The organism is Clostridium cuniculi, assembly GCF_004353185.1.
In the GTDB taxonomy this organism is placed as follows: Bacteria; Bacillota; Clostridia; order Clostridiales; family Clostridiaceae; genus Clostridium; species Clostridium cuniculi.
In genome coordinates this window covers 1-21,266 of sequence record NZ_SMUS01000024.1, presented here as the reverse complement: position 1 = coordinate 21,266, position 21,266 = coordinate 1, and the positions used below count along the sequence as shown (strand labels likewise).

The following is a 21,266-nucleotide window of genomic DNA, read 5'->3' as shown; positions in this document are numbered from 1 at the left end:
CTCCTAATTAATTCTTCTCTCTTACTACCTCTAAAGCTTTTTGAAATTGTGGATCTATACTTCTATCATAATCCATTTCTAATACTTCTTGTGGAATTTCTACAACTATATCTGGCTCTATTCCTGTACCATGAATATTTTCACCATTTGGTGTATAGTACTTAGATGTTGTAACTTTAAGTCCTCCCATATCATTAGGTAAAACCTTAAGTTGTTGAACTATCCCTTTACCAAAAGTCGTTGTTCCAATTATCGTTGCAGCTTCATGATCTCTTAAAGCTCCAGTTACAACTTCTGAAGCACTAGCACTTCCACCATCAACAAGTACAACTAGCGGCACTCCAATAGCATCTCCTCCTATTGAATTTGATATTACCTTCTTGTTATACTTATCAATTGTATAAGTAACTACTTCTCCTTCTGGAATAAAATTAGAAGCTATTTCAACACATTCATTTAAGTATCCACCTGGGTTTCCTCTTAAATCTAATATTAGTTTTTTCATTCCTTGTTGTTTTAATTCATTTAATTTTTCACTAAACTTATCACTTACTTCTTCATCACTAAAAGTTGTTATTTGAATATATCCTATTCCATCTTCTAGTATTTCACCCTTTACTGACTCAGTCTTTATTTCAGCCCTTACTATTTCAACTTCAAAAGGTTCATCTACACCTTCACGCATAATCGTTAATGTAACCGGAACACCTTCTTCTCCTCTAACTCTAGAAACAACAGCCTCTGTATTTAAATCTGTAACCTCATAATCATCAACTTTTAATATTATATCCCCAGCCTTTAATCCTGCCTTTTCTGCTGGTGATCCTTCAACTGGAGCTATTATAGTTATATTATTATCTCTAACTCCTAATTGAGCTCCTATTCCATAGAAGCTTCCTTGGCTTGATTCCATAAATGTTGTAAACTCATCTTTATCCATATAAACAGTATATGGATCTCCTATAGCCTCAGCCATACCTTTCATAGCTCCTTCTAAAAGCTTCTCATCATCTATTTCTCCATCATACATTGAAAATAACATGCTTCTTAGATTAAACAAATTTGAATATTTTTCAGTATCTTGAATATCTTCTAAATCATTAATAGCATCTTCAGGTACTGATCCGATTATTACACCTTTAGTAGCAAGTATATTTCCTAAATAAAATACTCCTACATATGTTATTAATAACACTGCTATTAAAATTAAGTATTTAAATATTTTCCTTCCATTTTTCTTAGGTTTCTTTTCTTCTTCATTAAAATTCTCCATAAACTCCCTTTCCTTTCTATATAAAATAATTTATATTCATTTGATTTCCCTTTATTTACACAAAACTACAACCCAGAACTAAAGTAATGAGTTGTAGTTTTAAAATAATTTCTATATATATTTATTTTTGCCTAATTAACAAATTCTATATACTAAACAACTAAGAATTTTCTTAATGCAAATATACTTCCTATTGCTCCAACTACTATACCTCCACCAACAAAGCAAGCTAATAGAGTTGTTAAAACAAATTGTGGCTGTACTAAATTTACTATAAACATAGATGAAACAATCCATCTAAATATTCCGTTATATGCAAAGTATAATATTATACTTGATAATAATGAACCTATTGCACCAATTATTATACCTTCAATAACAAAAGGCCATCTAATAAACCAGTCTGTTGCACCAACAAACTTCATTATTCCAACTTCTCTTCTTCTTGAGTAAACTGTAAGCTTGATTGTATTCATTATTAAGAATACTGATACACCTACAAATACTATAAATAATCCTATTCCTACTATTTGAACTACATCAACAAACTTACTTATTGTATTAATTACATCTTGTTGATTTCCTATTCCTTCAACACCAGTCATATTTTCTACTGATTTAGCTACATCTTCGGCATATGAAGGATCTTTTAAGTTAACTATAAATGAACTTGGTAATGGATTATTAGTTAAATCATACCCTTCTAGTAATCCTTCATTACTTCCTAGGTTTTCTTTTAAATTTAAAAATGCTTCATCTTTAGATTCATATGTAACTTCGCTAACTTGTTGATTTTCCATCAACTTAAGTTCTATTTCTTTTTGATCAACTAATTTTATATCATCTTTTAAGTATACTTGAATTTGAATCTTAGATGCTACATCTTCAATACTTTTATTAAAATTTAATGCTAATAGAGTAAATGTACCAAATACGAAAAAAGTTATTAATACAGTTATCATAGCGGCAACACTGATTGTCCTATTTCTTTTTATGCTTTTTAAAGCATCTACTATAAAATAATTTAACGTGCTAATTTTCATTTTCGTACATCCCCTTTCTATCATCTCTTACAACCATTCCCTTATCAATAGCTATAACTCTCTTTTGCATATTATCTACTATGTCTTTTGCATGAGTTGCCATTAATATAGTTGTTCCTGATCTATTTATATCCTCTAATAATCCCATTATTTCTTTTGCTGTTTCTGGGTCTAAGTTACCTGTAGGTTCATCAGCTATTAGAACCGATGGATTATTAACTATCGCTCTTGCTAAAGATACTCTTTGTTGCTCTCCTCCTGATAACTCATTAGGGAACATTTTATATTTGTGAGATAAGCCTACTAGAGATAATACCATAGGCACTCTTCTTCTTATTTCTCTTTGTGATGCCTCTACTACTCTCATTGCAAATGCAACATTTTCATATACATTTAAAGTAGGTATTAATCTAAAATCTTGGAATACCATTCCAATTTTTCTTCTATAATATGGTATCTGTTTTCTGGTTACCTTAGATAACTCTTTATCAGCTACTATAATTTCTCCCATTGTTGGATCTACTTCTTTTAATAACATTTTTATAAAAGTAGATTTACCTGCACCAGATGGTCCAACTAGGAAAACAAAATCTCCTGAATCTATCTTTATATTTACATTTGATAACGCTTTAACATTGTTATCATATATCTTGGACACGTCCTTAAATTCTATCATAAATAACACCTCTTACAACTTTAACTTTAATAACTAAAAAAACTATACAGCCATTATATCATACTAAAAGTCATAATACCAATATTAAAGGGCTATTTACTTTATTTTACTATATTTTTATTGAAAATCTGTAAATCCTTTTCCTAATACTTCCGTTGATTCATTAACAGTTACAAAAGCATCTGGATCTATTTCTTTTACATCTTTTTTTAAAGCTATAAACTCATTTGAATTTAATACTGTGTATATTATTTTCACATCACTTCCAGTATATCCTCCATGTCCATTAAGCACTGTACATCCTCTATCAATTTTTTTAATTATATGGTTAACTATAGCTTTTTCTTTTGATGTTATTATAAATACCTGCTTACATGTATTAAATCCATCTATAAACTTATCTATAACTAAACCTATTAAAATAACACTAAAGAATCCAAATAATCCTTTGTCTACACCAAATACACTAATTGCTAATATACAAACAAATGAATCTGTAAGTAATACAGATATTCCTATACCAATTGGAGTAAATTTACTAATAATTGAAGCTATAATACTAGTTCCACCAGTAGATGCACCTTGATGAAAAACAATAGCTGCCCCCATTCCTAAAATTATTGATCCGAAGAAACTAGCCAAAAACATATTTTCAGTTAAAACTCCTGGAGTAAAAAACCTTTCAATTATCCACATAAATACTGAAAGCATTATTGTTGCATAAATACTTTTTGCTCCAAAAGATTTACCTAAAACAAGAAATGCTAATATAAAAAGGGAAATATTAAGGACCAAAACAACTATACTAGTATCTAATCCTAATAATTTATTTATTACTAAACCTATACCAGATACCCCTCCTGCTGCTATATCGCTTGGAAAGAAAAAATACTCTAATGCTATTGCTGTTAATGCTGTTCCTATTGTCGTTAATAAATATTCTTTAATCTTTTGCATAACTATCTCCTATCTTTTATTTATTTTTAATCCTCATCTATACCCTTAAATCCTTCTCCCATAACCTCATGAACTTCTCCAACTGTAATAAATGCATTTTTATCAATACTGCTAATATGATTTTTTAGTTTTATAAACTCACTTCTATCCAATACCGTATATAACAAAGATGTATCTTTACCAGTAAAACCACCAACACCCTTTATAAAGGTGCATCCTCTTTCTAAATCATTTAAGATATATTGGCTTATTTCTTTATTTCTATTACTTATTATTGTAATTTCACTCTTAACTTTAAACCCAGCTATTATCTTATCTATAACAACACCATTTACTATAACAGATAATAATCCATACAGCCCTATATTTATACCAAATGTTATTGCCCCTAATAGAGTAACTAAAAAATCTACCATAAGCAATGATTTTCCTATATTAAAATGAAAAAATTTATTTAATATCTTAGCTATTATATCTGTTCCTCCACTTGATGCATTAGCATTAAATACTATTGCCATTCCTGCAGCTGCTATTAACGTACCAAATATAGTGGCTAGCATTAAATCATTTGTTATAGTAAATGGAAAAAACTTTTGCATTACCCACATAGATGTTGATAACAAAAAACTACAATATATGCTTTTAGCACCGAACTTAGGTCCTATTACTATTAATGCAATTACAAATAAAGTAGCATCCATAATAAGCACAAGAGGTCCAATTGATATAAATGGTATATAATGATTTATAACAATTGCTAAACCCGTTATTCCTCCAGCGGCAATATTATTAGGTTCAAAGAAATATACAACTGATATTGCAACTAAAAGTATTCCAATAGTTATTAATAAAAAATCTTTAAAATTATCTTTTCTCATAAAAATACTCCTTACAAATTTAAATTATTTGTATTATTTTCCCTCACTCTACTTTTTTTATCCTAAATGATTTAACACACTTCACCATTATATACCTTTTTTAACAACAAAAAAACTGCGATTTTTTTATCGCAGTTCTAAGTGGTAAAATAGCTGTTTTGTGGTATATATAATCTATCTTTTTAAAGTAATTGCTTGTTTAACTTTGTTAACTATGTCTTGTGCTGTTAAGTTATAAGCCTTTAATAATTCATCAGGCTTACCGCTTTCTCCAAAAGTATCATTAATTCCAACCTTTAAAACTGGTACTGGATATTTTTCAGTAACAACTTCTGAAACTGCAGAACCTAATCCACCAATTACGCTATGCTCCTCAGCAGTTACTATAGCTCCTGTTTCTTTAGCTGCTGCGATAATTAACTCATTATCTAAAGGTTTTATTGTGTGTATATTTATAACCTTAGCATCAATTCCTTCTTGTGCTAAAATTTCTTTCGCTTCTATAGCAGCATCAACCATAATTCCAGTTGCAACTATAGTAACATCTTTACCTTCTGATACTACAACACCTTTTCCTAATTTGAATTCATAAGTGCTTTCATCATTTATTACATTAACTGCAGCTCTTCCTAATCTTACATAGCAAGGTCCATCATATTTAGCTATAGCCTTAATTGCAGCCATAGTTTCAACTGCATCTGCTGGTGAGATAACTACCATATTTGGTATACTTCTCATTAATGATAAATCTTCAACAGTTTGGTGAGATGCACCATCTTCTCCAACTGTTAATCCAGCATGTGTAGCACAAACTTTAACATTTAACTTAGGATAACAGATTGAGTTTCTTATTTGTTCAAAAGCTCTACCTGCTGCAAACATTGCAAATGTACTTACATATGGAATTTTTCCACAAGTTGATAAACCTGCAGCAACTCCCATCATATTTCCTTCAGCAATTCCCATGTTAAAGAATCTTTCTGGTGAAACTGCTTTAAAGTCAGCTGTTTTAGTAGATTTAGATAAATCCGCATCTAAGACTACTACATTTTCATTTTCTTTTGCTAATTCTGCTAATGCTTTTCCATATGCTTCTCTTGTAGCGATTTTCTTACTCATTATCTGTCTCCTCCAATCTCAGCTAAAGCTTTTTCACATTGTTCTTTGCTTGGCGCTGTACCATGCCATGCTGCTTCATTTTCCATAAATGATACGCCTTTTCCTTTAACAGTTTTACATATAACAACTGTTGGCATATCCTTACATTCTTTTGCTTTTTCTATAGCATCTATTATTTCATCATAGTTATGTCCATCAATAACTAATACATTCCAACCAAAAGCTTCAAACTTCTTATCTATTGGTGATGGATTCATAACATCTTCTATATTCCCATCTATTTGTAGTCCATTAAAATCTACAAAAGCAGTTAAGTTATCTAATTTATAGTGAGCTGCGCACATAGAAGCTTCCCATACTTGACCCTCTTCTAATTCACCATCACCTAAAATAGTATATACTCTATATGCTTTGTTATCTATTTTTCCTGCTAAAGCCATTCCTACAGCAGAAGAAATACCTTGGCCTAAAGAACCTGTTGACATATCAATTCCTGGTAAACATTTCATACTTGGATGACCTTGTAATCTTGATCCAAACTTTCTTAAAGTACTTAATTCCTCTACTGGGAAGAATCCTTTTCTTGCTAATGCACTATATAAAACTGGTGCAGCATGACCCTTTGATAATACAAATCTATCTCTATCTGGATTTTTTGGATTACTTGGATCTATGTTCATTTCTTTAAAGAAAAGTGTAGTTACAATATCAGCTGCAGATAAAGATCCACCTGGATGTCCTGATGCTGATTCTGTTAACATTGAAACTATATCTTTTCTGATTAGTTTAGATATTGATTTTAATTCTTCTACATTATTAACCATTTGAAAGCCTCCGTTGTAACAATTTATATTAATATAATTTATTATACTCTATAATTATGTAAATTACCCAGATTTATTTTAACATAAGTATTTCTATTTGTATACACTATTTTTAATTAAAGTATACATTATTGTTTTTAAATTGTATATCACATTTAATATCAATTATAAAATATATTTATTTTTATACTAAAAAAGACAAAGTATCCCTACTTTGTCTTAATAATTAGTTAAATTAAACCTTTAAGCTAGACTTATACTAATAAGTAATGATTTATCTACTTTTTTCATATCAGCATCTGTCATATGGCCTATTTTCTCTTTAAGCCTTTTTTTATCTAGCGTCCTTATTTGCTCTAATAACACAACTGAATCTCTATTTAATCCATACTCTTCTGATGAAATTTCCACATGTGTTGGAAGCTTGGCTTTATTAATTTGAGAAGTTATAGCCGCTACTATTACTGTAGGACTATACTTATTTCCTATATCATTTTGTATTATAATCACTGGTCTAATTCCACCTTGCTCAGAGCCTATAACAGGACTTAAATCTGCATAAAAAATATCCCCTCTTTTTACAACCATAGTCGTCATTAAAAATATCACACTCCGCAAAGCCATTTCTCATATTCATTTATGTCATCAAATTTGTATTTAAGTGACTTTTGTGATGAATTAGCATCATATGCAAGTTCTAAATTAATTTTCGACATCTCTTTATATCCATTTTTCATTAATTCAAAGAACTCACTTGCTTCATTCTCCTCACTATATACTATTAAACTATCTTTAATAAATTTACTACTTTTTTCAAAATCATTTTTAAATTTACGGATTATTATATTATCTATTTTTTTTGACATATTTGACCTCCTAGGAGTTCTCTTCCCTATGTATAAGAAAATTATATTTCAAAATATGTCATTTTGTAAATAGAAATGTCATTATATGAGCAAATTTTATATTTTTTACAATTATTAATCCTTTAAAAGTATATTTTTAATCATTCTTCTATAAAATGATTACTATGTACTTAGATTGTCACTATGGTTAATACAACTAGACTGAACTAAATACTACAACGGCAAAATTTTCTTTGTATTATTCATCTATATTTAATCATTTGTTCAATTTAACTCTTACTATTTTTATAACTTATATGGATGAATACTGAATTTACATTCAGCATTCATCTAATAATTTTAATAATCCTTAGTTAAATAAGTTTTCATCAACTTCTTTAACAATTTTAAAATCTTCATAAATTATTCGTACTGAGTCGTTACCATCTTTATCATAAATTACAATTCCAATAGGTGTCTTAGTTTTTTTATTTATAAAAATCCTAGCACTATCAAAATGTTCATTGTTTAAAAATAACTCTGTATCCACTTGTATATATATTTTATCTCCCCACTCTTCTTGTCCCTCTTTTATAGAATCACTCTTTAGTGGATAAGATAATATTTTATTCATAAATGCCATTGAATGAAGTATGTCCATATCACTTTCAATCACATATTCACCAGTAGATGAATTATCCCTTACATGAATTCCATCTGACTTATAAAGCTTAACTTTGTCATCATCGAATTCTACCCTTACTCCCTCTTCTTTTGAATAATATTGAACTGTACTCTCTCGTTCTTCTCCTTTGCTATTCTTAACTATGTACTCAACTTTTGTTTCATAACATTTAATATTTTTTAAATCCCTAATTATATCCTCATTACTTGGTGAAAGTATTCCCCTAAAAATAACAACAAGAAAAATAGATATAAAAGGTATGATTAGTAATAATGTTATAATAATTTTTTTCTTCATATATCCTCCCATAAGCACTATTTCATTATTACTAATATTAAGCAACTATAGATTTTATTCATATTTTATTATTAAGTTACTTAAAAAAATATTATTTATGTTATTCATTACTATATAAATATTATGTAGGTTGGTGCGATTCTAGTACTACAAATGCAATTGCGCAAGTTCTATTATGAGAAATAGAAACATTAAATATATAATTATCAACTTTTATTAGCTCTTTTACTTTATCAGATACTTGCACTATTGGTTTTCCTAGTTCATCTCTAAAAACTTCTATATCATTAAAGGTAAACCCTCTCATACCTGTTCCTACAGCTTTACTTACTGCTTCCTTTACAGCAAAATTTCCAGCTACACTCTCAACTCTAAGCGTACCCTTATTTAATTCATCAAGTTCTCTTTTAGTAAATATCTTTTTTAAAAACATTGGTGTATTGTTTATTGCCTTCTCAATTCTCTCTATTTCTATTATGTCTGTTCCAATTCCCAATATCATAAAATCACCTCTTTTGTTAAACTATATATCTATAAGAATAACTTAATTATCCTCTGTAAATATCCCTTATGTAAATATAATTTTAAAAACTAAAATTCAGCAGCACACAAATCTGAATATTCACCAACAATATCAACTAAATGAATAGGTGAAACTAAATTATTAAATAACAATAATAATATATCATCAGCTTTCTTCTCTTCACTAGCCACTAAGCTTACAGAGTCTCTTTCTAAACTTGTTATTTCTCCATTATTAAAATCTTGTCTTTCAATTTCAATTCCAAATGCTTGTCTATTTTTTATGCTCTTTTCAGTAATTCTATAAATATATTTAACTTCTTTCTCATTAATATTTACTATTTTACTTAATGTTTTATTTATCTTCATAATACCCTTACCCCTCTACATATTATTTAATAATAAAACAATACCATACATTGAATTAAAATTATGTCAAATGGTGGTGCTGTACAAAATAAAATTTCCCTTAGCTTTCAACATAATTGTAATTTATTACACTTTTTTCAGTTAATATTATAACTTTACTTACTAATAATATTATTTAATACATTAAAATAAGTGTCGAAAACTATCCTAACATGGAAAATTTTATTTAAAAAAATAGAGATTGTTTCTTAACAACCTCTATATAATAATTTATTCTTCGCCACTAACTTCGTTATTCTCTCTAACTTCTCTTCTATTTCCAACAAATTTGAAGTCTTCAGCAACAACTTCCGCTATATATTTTTTATTCCCTTGTTTATCTTCATAACTTCCTGTTTTTAATCTACCACTTAAGCTAATATAACTACCTCTAGTCATATACTTACAAACAACTTCTGCTTTTCTTCCCCATATAGTTACTGGAATTAAGTCCGCCTTTCTAGTTCCATCAGCAGATTTAAAGTTTCTATCTACTGCTATTATGAACCTTGTAAAAACTTTTTCACCATTATCTATAGTTTTTAGTTCAGGGTCCTTTATAAGTTTTCCTAATAATACTATTTTATTCATTTAATTGCACCTCCTGAATATCTCACCTTTGAGTATAACCACTTCAAATTTTTCTATTCATGGAAATTTTATTATAACTATAAATTATAGAAATATATTTTGAAATTATTACAATTAAACAAATTTATATATTAAAATCATAGAAAATATAATTAATTTAACAGATTAGTTTTTCTTATAACTATAACTGAGTTAATCTCTCCTCCAAGAATCAAAATTATTGAAGTAAGATATAACCATGTTATTAATATAATAACTGCACCTAAACCACCATATATTTTAGAATAATTACTAAAATTATTTATATAAAATGAAAAACCTAAAGAAACAATTAACCATCCACCTGTACATGAAATGGCCCCTGGTAAAACTTCTTTCCACATAAGTCTTTTTGAAGGAGTATATCTATATATACTTGCAAAAATCAATATCATCATAAATACAACAAGTACATATCTAAGAAAATTCCATACTTTATATACCACACTTGGAAATGGTAAATATGATGCCAATAACTCTCCTATTAAGCGTCCAAATACTAGCATTACTAATGTTAACATTATTACAAAAGCTAATGCAAATGTACATATAATTGCTATAAAAGCTCTTCTAATAAATGATCTATTTTCATTTAATCCATAGGCCTTATTTATCCCTTTAATTACAGCCCTAAAGGCTGAAGATGCAGACCAAACCACCAATAATAAAGAAGCTCCTAATAATCCAGTATTTTGTTTTTCAATAACTTCTATAATTACATTATAAATAAGTTCAAATGCACTAGTAGGCAATATAGCTCTTAATGCCCCTAATACTTCCATGGAATCTAAATTACTAAATCCAACTAATGTTAATAAGAAAATTAAAAAAGGGAAAAATGATAATATTAAATAATATGCTAGTTGAGCTGCCAAAGCAAAAATATCATCATCTCTTATTTTAACTATAAAATAAATTATAAAATCAAAGAATCCCTTTTTTCTTACCACCTCTTTTTTAGACATAATATCACCATATTTCCTTTCTAATATATAATATATCCCTTATTATATATAATTACTATTTTTTACAGCTAAATTTATACTCTTCTACTTCCCATTCCTTAGGTAGAATAAATTTATATTTAGGACTTTTATATCTTCTATCTATCAATAATACTCTTCCTTTATCATTCTCTGTTCTTATTACTCTTCCTGCTGATTGAAGAACTTTATTTATTCCTGGATAAGTATAAGAATAATCAAAACCATTTTCTTTAAAGTATTCTGATATTATATTATTTTCAATAGAAACCATAGGAAATCCAACTCCTACTATTATAGCTCCAATCAATTTATCACCAGGTAAATCTACTCCTTCTGAAAACATCCCACCTACAACTGTAAATCCAATTATATTATCATCTTCATTAAAAGCTTTTAAAAACTCCTCTTTCTTTATTTCCGACAAATTTTCCTCTTGTATCAGGGTTCCTTCTTCTCCATATATATCTATATATCTTGAATATACCTTATATAAATATTCAAAGGACGGTAAAAACACCATATAATTACCTTTTTTTTCATTAATAAACTTATATATAATATTACATAATATATCAATATTCTTTTCTCTATTAACATATCTCATATCTAGAGGATATACATAAGTTGATAAGTTTTCTCTATTAAATGGTGAATCGAATCTTAATTTAAAACTTTCTTCATCTCCTCCTATTAAATCAACATAATACTTTATAGGAGATAAAGTAGCAGAAAATATAATACTCGAATAGGTATTTTTAATGACTTTCCTTAAATTTTTAGCAGGGTTAATACAAAATATTTTTATACTAAATTCACTTTTATCACTTTTTAAAATAGTTGTATATTCTTTATCATATAATTCACTTGCTGAAATAAAATTTCTTGCTTCATAATAAAACTCTAGTACTTCTTCATATCCTTCTGTTCCCTTACTTTTTACTAAGTAATTATCAGCTTCATTAATAAATGCCCTCAATAGCTTTATTAATTCTTTGTATTCCTCATTATGATATTTAAATTTTTTATTTATTTCCTCTAATTCTCTTCTTATATGTATCATTTCTTTATTTATAGAATTGGAAATTTTATACAACTTCGGTACTTTTCCTTTTATAATCTTATTAACACCCATTACTTTACTTTTCTGCAAAGTGCAGCTATACATTTCTCTAGCCCTATTAACAAGATTATGGGCTTCATCTATTAATAATATATTTTCTTCATTTCTATCCTCAAATATTCTTTTTAGCTTTACTCTGGGGTCAAAAGCATAGTTATAATCACAAATAACTCCATCACACCAATTACTTAAATCTAAAGAAAGCTCGAAAGGACATACCTTATACTTGTTAGCATATTCAATTATTTCGTCTCTAAAAAATATATTATTGCTTTTTATTAAACTATTTATTACATCATTTATTTTTGTAAAGTAATCTTTTGCATAAACACAATCATCTGGATTACATTTTACTTCATTATTAAGACATATTTTTTCTTTTGCAGTAATAGTAACTACTTTAAACTTTAAATTATTTTTAAATAATTTAATATACGCCTCTTCTGCTACAGTTCTAGTTATTGTTTTTGCAGTTAAATATACTATCTTTTCTCCCATTCCTTCTCCTATTGCCTTTATAGCCGGAAAAATGGTGGATATAGTTTTTCCTATTCCTGTAGGAGCTTGTGCAAATAATATTCCTTTTTTTCTTATGCTACTATAACAGCTTACTGCTAGTTCTCTTTGTCCTTTTCTATATGACTTAAATGGGAATTGTAACTCTTTTATACTTTTATCCCTCTCTGCTTTAAATGATTCTTTTAAAGTTAATATCTCTAAATATTTATTTATTAAATCATGTACAAAATCCTCTAATTCTTTTAAGCTATAAACATGATCAAAAGATCTAACCTGATCTGTATTTATATTAAAATAACTCAATCTTATAGTTATATTTTCTATATTATTATCTATACAATAAATATAACCATAAAACTTTCCCTGAGCCCAATGAAGTAAATTATAATCCTCATATAAATAACTTAAATCCATATAAGTTGACTTTATCTCTTCTATAATTATATTTCCATTTTCATTTATAATTCCATCAGCCCTACCATCAACTAGTAAAATTATATTATCCTTATGAAATTCATGTTTCATTCTTACTTCTTTTTCATAATTCTCATATATTAATTCATTATCTTTTTGAAGCTTTCCATGAGCAATTGTTCCATCTACAGCACGACCTCTAGATACAAATCTATCATCTAAACTTCCGGTTTTTAATACATATTCCACTATCCCTCTAACCGATTCTCTAAATAGTAATTTCTCCTTCATAAGCATTCCTCTCTTACATTACTATTTTATTATAACAAAAAAGCTACCAATTAAATCGGTAGCTTAAAATTATGAGTGATATTCTTTTACTATTTTTTGAACTAATTTTTTAATAGCGCTAGCTTGAGCTATTAAAGATAATACTATAACAAAAGTTCTGATACTATTTTCGTCCTTATCATCTAAATCGAATTCTTTAATGATTAAATCTAATTTTTCGTCATTTATTGCAGTAACATTTAAGTTTTTATCAAAACTTTCTTCTTGAATTTCAAAAAATAATTTATATGCACTTTCCCAATCTATAATATCATCTGTTCTATCATTTATCTCATTAAAAGCTAAGCTGAATACTTTTTTAATTTCCTCTGTTGTAAGTATCGGTCTCATATAACTTAATAACACAAGTTGAACTAAATGTATCTTAGTATAACCTCTCTTCTTACCATCTTCAGGTTTACTAATAACTTCACTTTTTATATAATTTTGAACTATATTATTAGTATATTTATCTTCAACGAATTTATCATTTAAAAAATCTATTACTTGAGATAAAAAAAGATCATATTTCGGTAACTCTTCATAAGGTATCATTGATGTATTAGATATCTCTTCTGCAATTTTTTTTATATATTTATTATCAATTTTATTAACCATATTATTTCACCTCATTTTTCTTCTATAATTCAATATTTATATTATATAGTAACTATAAACTTGTTACAAGTTATTTTTATCTATCTTATGTGTTATTTTTTTTGTTAATATAATATTAATTTTTAACATCTCTTAATAAAACTATACTTATAAATTCAACTTTTTTACTTTTTTTTCTTTTTTTATTATTATATATTTAATATTTTTAAACTTGTCCACTGTAATTCTACAATATTAGTGGACAATATATGTCTTATTATGTTTATTTTGTCATTTATTTTATAAAAGGTTATTGACTTTTCAAAAATATGGTAGTATAGTTTATTTATGAATTAATTTAAAGAGAATTTTGTAATTAAAACTTTTTTTAAAGTTTATTATTGACTTTTAATTACATATCTGCTAATATTAATCTGCTAAATGTCGAAACTTGTTTTAAGGAGGAATTTTAAATGAAATCAACTGGAGTTGTAAGAAGAGTAGATGAATTAGGAAGAATTGTTATTCCAATAGAATTAAGAAGAACTTTAGACATCGCTGAAAAAGATGCTTTAGAAATATACGTAGATGGTGAGCAAATCATATTAAAGAAATATGAACCAGCTTGTATCTTCTGTGGTGATGCTAGAGATGTTGTTAACTATAAAGGTAAAAACATCTGCAAGAACTGCATGGAAGAATTAAAAGTTGGAAAGTAATTAATTATTACTATACATAATTTTATCAAAGAAATTAGAGAGGTTGCCTTTTGGTACCCTCTCTTTTTAATTTATAAATTAATTGCTATCTTATAAACTTCTTTTTTAGGCATTTCTCTTTCTTTTGCAACCATCTTTATAGCCTCTTTTTTATCTACTCCATTATTAATTAAATTCATTAAGTGCTGTTCTACTGTTATTCCACTAAGCTCTTGTTCTTTTTCAGCTCTAAACTCACTTTCACTTTTACCTGAAATAACTAATACAAATTCTCCTCTTGGCTTATTATCTAAAAACCAATTATAAGCTTCTCCAATAGTTCCTCTATATATATCTTCATGTAATTTTGTTAATTCTCTGCAAACTGCTATATTTCTATCACCTAATGTTTTCTTTAAATAATCTAAAGTATCTATAAGCCTATGAGGTGATTCATAAAAAATTAATGTTTCCTTTTTATCTTTGATTTCTTCTGCTAATATTTTTCTTTCTTTAGTTTCTCTTGGAATAAATCCTCTAAAAATAAACTTCGTCGTATCTAAACCAGAATAAACTAAAGCTGTTGTTATAGCAGTGGCTCCTGGTAATACTTCAAATGATATATTATTTTCTATACATTTTCTAACTACGACACTTCCTGGATCTGATATTCCCGGTGTACCTGCATCTGTAACTATAGCTATATTCTTCCCTACTTGAAGTTTAGATAATATTTCATCACTTTTTCCTTGTTCATTATGTTGATGATAACTAAAAAGAGGTTTCTTTATATTAAAATGATTTAATAGTTTTAAACTTTGTCTTGTATCTTCAGCTGCAATTTCATCTACACTTTCTAATACTTCTAATGCTCTTAATGTTATATCTTTTAAATTGCCTATTGGTGTCGGTACTAAATATACTTTTCCATATTCCATATAACTACTTCCTTCCATAAATACGATCTATCTCTTCACTATAGTTTCCATTATCATCATATACATATAGTGTTTCTTCCCATTTTAAAAATGCCCCACCGTCTCTTTGGCCCTCTACTAAAACTATATTAGGTGCTTTTTTAGTATTAGGCTGAACCATTCTAACTCTTTTTGGCTCTATTTTATATTTTCTCATAAGCCCGAAAATATCAGCTAATCTTTCTGGTCTATGTACTATAAACATTCTACCATTATCTTTAAGCAATCTTCTAGCAGCTATAATTACATCCTCTAATGTACACATTACTTCATGTCTAGCTATTGCTAATTTATCATCTGGATTAACTATTCCTGCATTATTTAACTTATACGGTGGATTAACAGTTAATACATCAAATTTACCTAAAGAATCTAATAGTGCTTTATCTTTTAAGTCACCATGAACAAATTTAACTATATCTGTAGTATCATTAAGTAAAGAACTTCTATTAGCCATTTCAACCATATCTTCTTGTATTTCTATACCTATAACTTCCTTAGGTGAATACTTACCATAAGCTAAAAATGGAACTATTCCTGTTCCTGTGCATAAATCAATAACTCTATGTTTATTCTTTATATTTGCAAAATGTGATAATAAAACTGCATCTACGCCAAATCTAAACCCTTGTTGTTTTTGAATTAACTTTAATCCTTTTAGCTGTAAATCATCAACACTTTCATCAACATTTATCTTAATGTCCATAAAACACTCCTTAACTAAATTGTAAACTAAGTACTTTTATTATACATATTATACACAAAAAAGACTAGGATTAATAATCCTAGCCTCTAAATCCAAATTATAATACTCTTCTTGCAGTGTAGAATTTATATACGCTTGAAACTTTAACTACATCACCAGTACTTGGTGCGTGTATCATTTGTCCTCCGCCTACATATATACCAACATGTCCAGTATGAGGGAAAACTAAATCCCCTGGCTGTAAATCTTCATAAGCTACAGGTACTCCTACATTTATTTGATCATATGTTGTTCTTGGTAAGCTCACTCCAGCTGCATTTTTAAATACATATTGAGTGAATCCTGAACAGTCAAATCCACTTGGAGTTGTCCCACCCCATAGGTAAGGTGTTCCCAAAAATTGATATGCATAATCAACTATTGCATTACCTGTTGCTGATACTGTTGAGTCACCTCTATTTGGTTTACTAGCAGAATTTGCTGCATCTATAGCTGCTTGAAGTTGAGAAACCTTATCTTTTGCAACTTCTATCTTAGCATTTACTTCTTCTTTAACTATATTACTCTTAAGCTGACCATCTCTAATACTTCTTAATTGGCTAATTGCACTGTTTAAATCATCTATTGAGCTTGAAGAATTCTCTATAACAGAAAATTGAGCTTGTACCAATGTTCTTTCTGAAACAGCTAAGAATTCTCTTTCAAATTCCTCTTGTTCAGCTTGTACTTGTGCAACTAATGCCTCTTGTTCAGCTTTTTTAGCTTCAAATTCACTTAAAGATTTTTCAGTTTCTTCATTTACCTTCGTAAGTTCTTTATCTTTTTCATCTAAAGATGTAATCTTATCATTAAGAGAATCTTGCTTGTCCTCTAACTCTTTAACCATCTTTTTATCTATGTTCACTAATCTGCTAGTTGATTCAATCTTACTAATTAAATCATTAAAACTATCAGCGCTAAATAACAACATTATGTAGCTACTTTGTCCACCTGATTTGTATAACTCTCTAATTCTCTTACCTAAAAGTTCTTCAGTCTTAGCGATTTCCTCTTTAGCAGTTTCAATTTCTTTTTGTGTATTTTCTATTTCAACCTTTATTTGTTCCATTTGAGCATTATTTGATTCAATTGTTTGAACTAAAGGTTCTATTTGTTCATTTAAACTATATATTTGATCGTTTATATCCTCTATCTTCTTTGTTAACTCATCATATTTCTGCTGATTTTCTATTACTTCTTGATTTGGTGTAGCAAAGGCAGGCATTGCTGAAGTAATAACCAGAAATGCAGCTAATGTAGCTGATATTATCTTTTTCTTCATAATTATCCGTAAGGTCTCTGACCTTCCCCCTCTCCTTTGTTTTCTCTACCATTATATCACTTATGGAAACTTTGGACAATGGTAAATTTTAAAAATAAGCATTTTGCTTAATGTAAATGTATACTCATTTTTATTTTACTGGAAAATAAATACCCTTTTTTAACCATATTAATAATTATTTTCTTATATTTGAATTTTAATATGCGAATAATAATTATTACTTACTTTCTAATTTTCTTATTTAATATGTATTGAGTAGTAGATAATAAAGCTATACATATAACGAATATAGTAACTACTGTTTTACTAACATTTCCTGAAATAAAAGATATAGCAGAACAAACTAAGCCTATTCCCCCTATTGCTATATTAGTATATCCACTAACTTTCATTGCTTTAACTTCTTTATAAACTTCTTTGTCACTAGTATCCATACTTTTTATATATTTATTGTTTAATAAAAATGCTCCTAACAATATAAAGCCTAAACTCCCTAGAAACATTACTAAAGTTGTAATATTCATATTCTCACCTCACAAAAATATTTACAATATAAAATTATAGCACATTATTTATAAATATGATTTATCAACTAAACAAAATATTAAAATATATTTTACTAAAAGTATTGACATAATTATAAATTGCTCATATAATATTAAATGTACTTCGGGGTGTGGCGCAGATGGGAGCGCGCGTGGTTTGGGACCATGAGGTCGCAGGTTCGATCCCTGTCACCCCGACCAAAGAGATAGGTTTTGATCTATCTCTTTTTTGTTATGTAAAATTATATTTAGGAGATGATTATTTGAATAATATAAAAGCTGCTATATTTGATTTAGATGGAACTCTCGTTGATTCTATGTGGGTATGGCAACAAATAGATATAGATTATTTATCAGAAAAAGGACATGCTGTTCCAGATAACTTAAATGATGAAATTACCCATTTAAGCTTTTCTCAAACAGCTGAATACTTCAAAAATAGATTCTCAATTGAAGATTCAATTGAAGATATAATGAAAACTTGGAACACTATGGCCTATAATCATTATAAAAATAATGTAAAACTAAAGCCAGGTGCTCTTAATTATTTAAAAAAATTAAAAGAATCAGGAATAAAAATAGGACTAGCTACTAGTAATTCAATTCCTTTATTAACTGCAACTTAAAAAAACAACAATGCTTTTGATTTATTTGATGCCATTACAGTTACAGATGAAGTAAAAAAAAGCAAAAGCAATCCAGACATATATTTATTAGCTGCTAAGAAGCTAGGAGTTAATCCTTCTGAATGCATGGTATATGAAGATATAATAGCTGCTGTTGAAGGTGTAAAGTTAGCTGGCATGAAAGTTACTGGTGTGTATGATGAACATGCTAAACATCAAATAGACCTGTTAAAAAAAGAATGTGATAATTACATATATAGTTATGAAGAATTACTATAATTATTAAATAAAAGTTTAATAATTATAAAAATCACATGTATGAGCAAATTACCTATACATGTGATTTTTATTATAAATTTTACTTAGATCTTATATTAAGATTAAAATCTCTTAACATCATATTTAGCTTCAAGTTCTTTTATTAAATCTAAATATTTCTTTTCTTGATTTTCTTGAATTAATTTTTGAATAATTTGATTTTTAACGTCAGCAAATTCTGAAGTTTTTGGTTCATTCTTTGCATCAACTTTAATTAAATGATATCCAAATTGAGTTTTAACTGGTTCACTTACTTTTTCTAATTCTAACGCAAAAGCAGCTTCTTCAAATTCTGGAACCATCATTCCTCTACCAAATACTCTAAGATTTCCACCTTGTTCTTTAGAAGGACATGTAGAATATTGTTTTGCAGCTTCTTCAAAAGATAATTCTCCATTTTCTATCTTATTCTTAACATCAGAACATAATTCTTCATTATCAACTAATATATGCTTTGCAGATACTGTTGCTGGTTGTTCAAATTCATTTTTATGCTCATCATAGTATTTTTCAGCATCCTCATCAGTAACTGTCACCTCAGCTAATACTTTATTAATTGTTAATTGTGTAAGTAAATCTTTCTCAACTTGAGCTAAATTTGCTTTATATTCTTCTGTCTCATTTATTTTCATTTCAGTCCCTAATTTGTGCATTAAATCAAATGAGATCATTTGCTCTAATAATTGCTTTTTCCCCATTTCAGAATTGAACATTCCTCTTTTATCTGCTGGATATCTCATTATTATTGCATTTAAATCATTTTCTGTTATTTCAACACCTGAAATAGTAGCTAAAACTTTGTTTTCCATGTAAATTTCTCCTTTTTTATATATGATGTATATAATTATAACAGATTTTTACCAATGTATATAGTTACAATTATTTTATTGATTATATTTTTTAATTATTATATAATAATTATTATTAAATAAATTTAGGAGGTCAATATGGTAGAAATTAATTCTTTAGTTCCTGATTTTTCATTAATGGGTTCTGATGATAAGGAACATAAATTAAGTCAATATAGAGGTAAGAAGGTAATACTTTATTTCTATCCAAGAGATAATACTCCTGGTTGCTCAACTGAAGCATGTGACTTTAGAGATAATAGTAATAACTTTGCTGACAAAAATGCAATTGTTATAGGTGTAAGTAGAGACTCATTAAAATCTCATGCTAAATTTATTGAAAAATTTAATCTTCCTTTCGTACTTTTAAGTGATGAAAATGAAGAAGTTTGTAATTTATTCAATGTTATTAAAGAAAAGAATATGTATGGGAAAAAAGTTATGGGTATAGAAAGAAGTACCTTTATAATTAATGAAGAAGGTATTCTTGTTAAGGAATATAGAAAAGTTAAAGTTAAAGAACATGTTAATACAATTCTTGAAGATTTAAATTCATTATAAAAACCAATTTAAATTTAAACTTGGCCTCGTTAGTTTATTTGAAATAATATTTTACATTTTAAACTAGCGAGGTTATTTTTTTAATATTTAATTATAAATTTATTCATATTTCATTTATGTAAAAATATTTTTTAATATAAAATAAAAAGCACTAACTTATGTTAGTGCTTTTCCTGGTGGCTCGACCAGGAATCGAACCAGGGACACGAGGATTTTCAGTCCTCTGCTCTACCGACTGAGCTATCGAGCCACATTACCTGGCAACGTTCTACTCTCCCACACAGTCTCCCGTGCAGTACCATCGACGCTGTAGAGCTTAACTTTCCTGTTCGGAATGGGAAGGAGTGTTTCCTCTACGCCATCATCACCAGATCTTTGAGATTGTTATCTCAAAATTGCACATGAATTATTCTATTTTATTGGTCAAGCCCTCGACCTATTAGTATCAGTCAGCTACATACGTTACCGCACTTACACCTCTGACCTATCAACCTTGTGTTCTTCAAGGGGTCTTACTAGCTTATGCTATGGGAAATCTCATCT

23 protein-coding genes, 2 tRNA genes, 2 rRNA genes and 1 pseudogene are annotated in these 21,266 nt (G+C 27.9%); 4 read left to right on the top strand and 24 right to left on the bottom strand.

Annotation, left to right across the window (positions count from 1 at the left end; all coding sequences use genetic code 11):
* Positions 1–7 precede the first annotated feature (7 nt).
* The 16 genes from EJJ37_RS12595 to EJJ37_RS12520 all read right to left on the bottom strand — a co-directional run bounded on the left by EJJ37_RS12595 (position 8) and on the right by EJJ37_RS12520 (position 14,144).
* Positions 8–1,273: a S41 family peptidase gene (locus EJJ37_RS12595; RefSeq protein WP_133015933.1), complete on the bottom strand. Its 1,266-nt coding sequence runs from the start codon at positions 1,271–1,273 to the stop codon at positions 8–10.
* Positions 1,274–1,425: 152 nt separating this feature from the next.
* Entirely contained in the window at positions 1,426–2,316 is an 891-nt protein-coding gene (gene ftsX / locus EJJ37_RS12590) for a permease-like cell division protein FtsX (protein ID WP_133015932.1), read from the bottom strand.
* Positions 2,306–2,992 carry a cell division ATP-binding protein FtsE gene (gene ftsE / locus EJJ37_RS12585; RefSeq protein ID WP_133015931.1) on the bottom strand — a complete coding sequence of 229 codons (687 nt, stop codon included), beginning with the start codon at positions 2,990–2,992 and terminating at the stop codon, positions 2,306–2,308. Before ftsE ends, ftsX begins: the two co-directional genes overlap by 11 nt.
* Before the next feature lie 117 nt (positions 2,993–3,109).
* Positions 3,110–3,949 (bottom strand): YitT family protein, encoded by an 840-nt coding sequence (locus tag EJJ37_RS12580; RefSeq protein ID WP_133015930.1) that lies wholly within the window; start codon positions 3,947–3,949, stop codon positions 3,110–3,112.
* A gap of 26 nt (positions 3,950–3,975) precedes the next feature.
* Positions 3,976–4,827: a YitT family protein gene (locus EJJ37_RS12575; protein ID WP_133015929.1), complete on the bottom strand. Its 852-nt coding sequence runs from the start codon at positions 4,825–4,827 to the stop codon at positions 3,976–3,978.
* Positions 4,828–5,001: 174 nt separating this feature from the next.
* Entirely contained in the window at positions 5,002–5,946 is a 945-nt protein-coding gene (locus EJJ37_RS12570; protein ID WP_133015928.1) for a transketolase family protein, read from the bottom strand.
* On the bottom strand, positions 5,946–6,770 hold the full coding sequence (locus EJJ37_RS12565) for a transketolase (protein WP_133015927.1): 825 nt from the start codon (positions 6,768–6,770) through the stop codon (positions 5,946–5,948). The genes EJJ37_RS12570 and EJJ37_RS12565 overlap by 1 nt, the downstream gene beginning before the upstream one ends.
* A 243-nt stretch (positions 6,771–7,013) precedes the next feature.
* Entirely contained in the window at positions 7,014–7,367 is a 354-nt protein-coding gene (locus EJJ37_RS12560; protein ID WP_133015926.1) for a type II toxin-antitoxin system PemK/MazF family toxin, read from the bottom strand.
* 8 nt (positions 7,368–7,375) lie between these two features.
* Positions 7,376–7,636 carry a hypothetical protein gene (locus tag EJJ37_RS12555; RefSeq protein WP_133015925.1) on the bottom strand — a complete coding sequence of 87 codons (261 nt, stop codon included), beginning with the start codon at positions 7,634–7,636 and terminating at the stop codon, positions 7,376–7,378.
* Positions 7,637–7,985: 349 nt separating this feature from the next.
* Complete coding sequence (locus tag EJJ37_RS12550) at positions 7,986–8,597, bottom strand: germination lipoprotein GerS-related protein (protein WP_166484763.1); 612 nt, start codon at positions 8,595–8,597, stop codon at positions 7,986–7,988.
* Positions 8,598–8,718: 121 nt separating this feature from the next.
* Positions 8,719–9,099 (bottom strand): holo-ACP synthase, encoded by a 381-nt coding sequence (gene acpS / locus EJJ37_RS12545; protein WP_133015924.1) that lies wholly within the window; start codon positions 9,097–9,099, stop codon positions 8,719–8,721.
* Between the two features lie 89 nt (positions 9,100–9,188).
* A complete protein-coding gene (locus tag EJJ37_RS12540; RefSeq protein WP_133015923.1) occupies positions 9,189–9,488 on the bottom strand; it encodes a DUF6514 family protein in 300 nt (99 codons plus the stop codon).
* A 270-nt stretch (positions 9,489–9,758) separates the two neighbouring features.
* Positions 9,759–10,118: a single-stranded DNA-binding protein gene (locus tag EJJ37_RS12535; RefSeq protein ID WP_133015922.1), complete on the bottom strand. Its 360-nt coding sequence runs from the start codon at positions 10,116–10,118 to the stop codon at positions 9,759–9,761.
* Positions 10,119–10,270: 152 nt separating this feature from the next.
* Positions 10,271–11,122, bottom strand: a complete 852-nt coding sequence (locus tag EJJ37_RS12530) for a YihY/virulence factor BrkB family protein (RefSeq protein WP_133015921.1) — start codon at positions 11,120–11,122, stop codon at positions 10,271–10,273.
* A 55-nt stretch (positions 11,123–11,177) separates the two neighbouring features.
* Positions 11,178–13,487: an ATP-dependent DNA helicase gene (locus EJJ37_RS12525; RefSeq protein ID WP_133015920.1), complete on the bottom strand. Its 2,310-nt coding sequence runs from the start codon at positions 13,485–13,487 to the stop codon at positions 11,178–11,180.
* Positions 13,488–13,556: 69 nt separating this feature from the next.
* Positions 13,557–14,144, bottom strand: coding sequence for a DUF1836 domain-containing protein (locus tag EJJ37_RS12520; protein ID WP_133015919.1), 588 nt, complete (start codon positions 14,142–14,144; stop codon positions 13,557–13,559).
* Between the two features lie 452 nt (positions 14,145–14,596).
* Between EJJ37_RS12520 and EJJ37_RS12515 the strand changes: the two genes are divergently transcribed.
* Positions 14,597–14,842, top strand: coding sequence for an AbrB/MazE/SpoVT family DNA-binding domain-containing protein (locus EJJ37_RS12515; RefSeq protein ID WP_133015918.1), 246 nt, complete (start codon positions 14,597–14,599; stop codon positions 14,840–14,842).
* 71 nt (positions 14,843–14,913) lie between these two features.
* On the opposite strand, the gene rsmI is transcribed toward EJJ37_RS12515, so the two are convergent.
* From rsmI to EJJ37_RS12495, 4 genes are all read right to left on the bottom strand, one after another.
* Positions 14,914–15,759 carry a 16S rRNA (cytidine(1402)-2'-O)-methyltransferase gene (gene rsmI / locus EJJ37_RS12510; RefSeq protein WP_133015917.1) on the bottom strand — a complete coding sequence of 282 codons (846 nt, stop codon included), beginning with the start codon at positions 15,757–15,759 and terminating at the stop codon, positions 14,914–14,916.
* A gap of 4 nt (positions 15,760–15,763) precedes the next feature.
* Positions 15,764–16,504: a tRNA1(Val) (adenine(37)-N6)-methyltransferase gene (locus EJJ37_RS12505; RefSeq protein ID WP_133015916.1), complete on the bottom strand. Its 741-nt coding sequence runs from the start codon at positions 16,502–16,504 to the stop codon at positions 15,764–15,766.
* A 97-nt stretch (positions 16,505–16,601) separates the two neighbouring features.
* Positions 16,602–17,825, bottom strand: a complete 1,224-nt coding sequence (locus tag EJJ37_RS12500) for a C40 family peptidase (protein ID WP_133015915.1) — start codon at positions 17,823–17,825, stop codon at positions 16,602–16,604.
* A 221-nt stretch (positions 17,826–18,046) separates the two neighbouring features.
* Positions 18,047–18,349 carry a hypothetical protein gene (locus tag EJJ37_RS12495; RefSeq protein ID WP_133015914.1) on the bottom strand — a complete coding sequence of 101 codons (303 nt, stop codon included), beginning with the start codon at positions 18,347–18,349 and terminating at the stop codon, positions 18,047–18,049.
* 146 nt (positions 18,350–18,495) lie between these two features.
* On the opposite strand from EJJ37_RS12495, the gene EJJ37_RS12490 reads away from it, so the two are divergent.
* Together EJJ37_RS12490 and EJJ37_RS12485 are read left to right on the top strand one after the other, a co-directional pair.
* Positions 18,496–18,571: transfer RNA gene (locus EJJ37_RS12490), tRNA-Pro, on the top strand.
* A gap of 62 nt (positions 18,572–18,633) precedes the next feature.
* Positions 18,634–19,275, top strand: a pseudogene (locus EJJ37_RS12485) (HAD family hydrolase).
* Positions 19,276–19,376: 101 nt separating this feature from the next.
* Here EJJ37_RS12485 and EJJ37_RS12480 read toward each other — a convergent pair.
* On the bottom strand, positions 19,377–20,123 hold the full coding sequence (locus tag EJJ37_RS12480; RefSeq protein WP_133015913.1) for a peptidylprolyl isomerase: 747 nt from the start codon (positions 20,121–20,123) through the stop codon (positions 19,377–19,379).
* Positions 20,124–20,261: 138 nt separating this feature from the next.
* Between EJJ37_RS12480 and bcp the strand changes: the two genes are divergently transcribed.
* A complete protein-coding gene (gene bcp / locus EJJ37_RS12475) occupies positions 20,262–20,723 on the top strand; it encodes a thioredoxin-dependent thiol peroxidase (protein ID WP_133015912.1) in 462 nt (153 codons plus the stop codon).
* Between the two features lie 174 nt (positions 20,724–20,897).
* On the opposite strand, the gene EJJ37_RS12470 is transcribed toward bcp, so the two are convergent.
* The 3 genes from EJJ37_RS12470 to EJJ37_RS12460 form a co-directional block, all read right to left on the bottom strand.
* A tRNA-Phe gene (locus tag EJJ37_RS12470) sits at positions 20,898–20,973 on the bottom strand.
* 5 nt (positions 20,974–20,978) lie between these two features.
* Positions 20,979–21,095, bottom strand: a 5S ribosomal RNA gene (gene rrf / locus EJJ37_RS12465).
* A gap of 47 nt (positions 21,096–21,142) precedes the next feature.
* Positions 21,143–21,266 (bottom strand): 23S ribosomal RNA (locus EJJ37_RS12460); the annotation flags it as partial.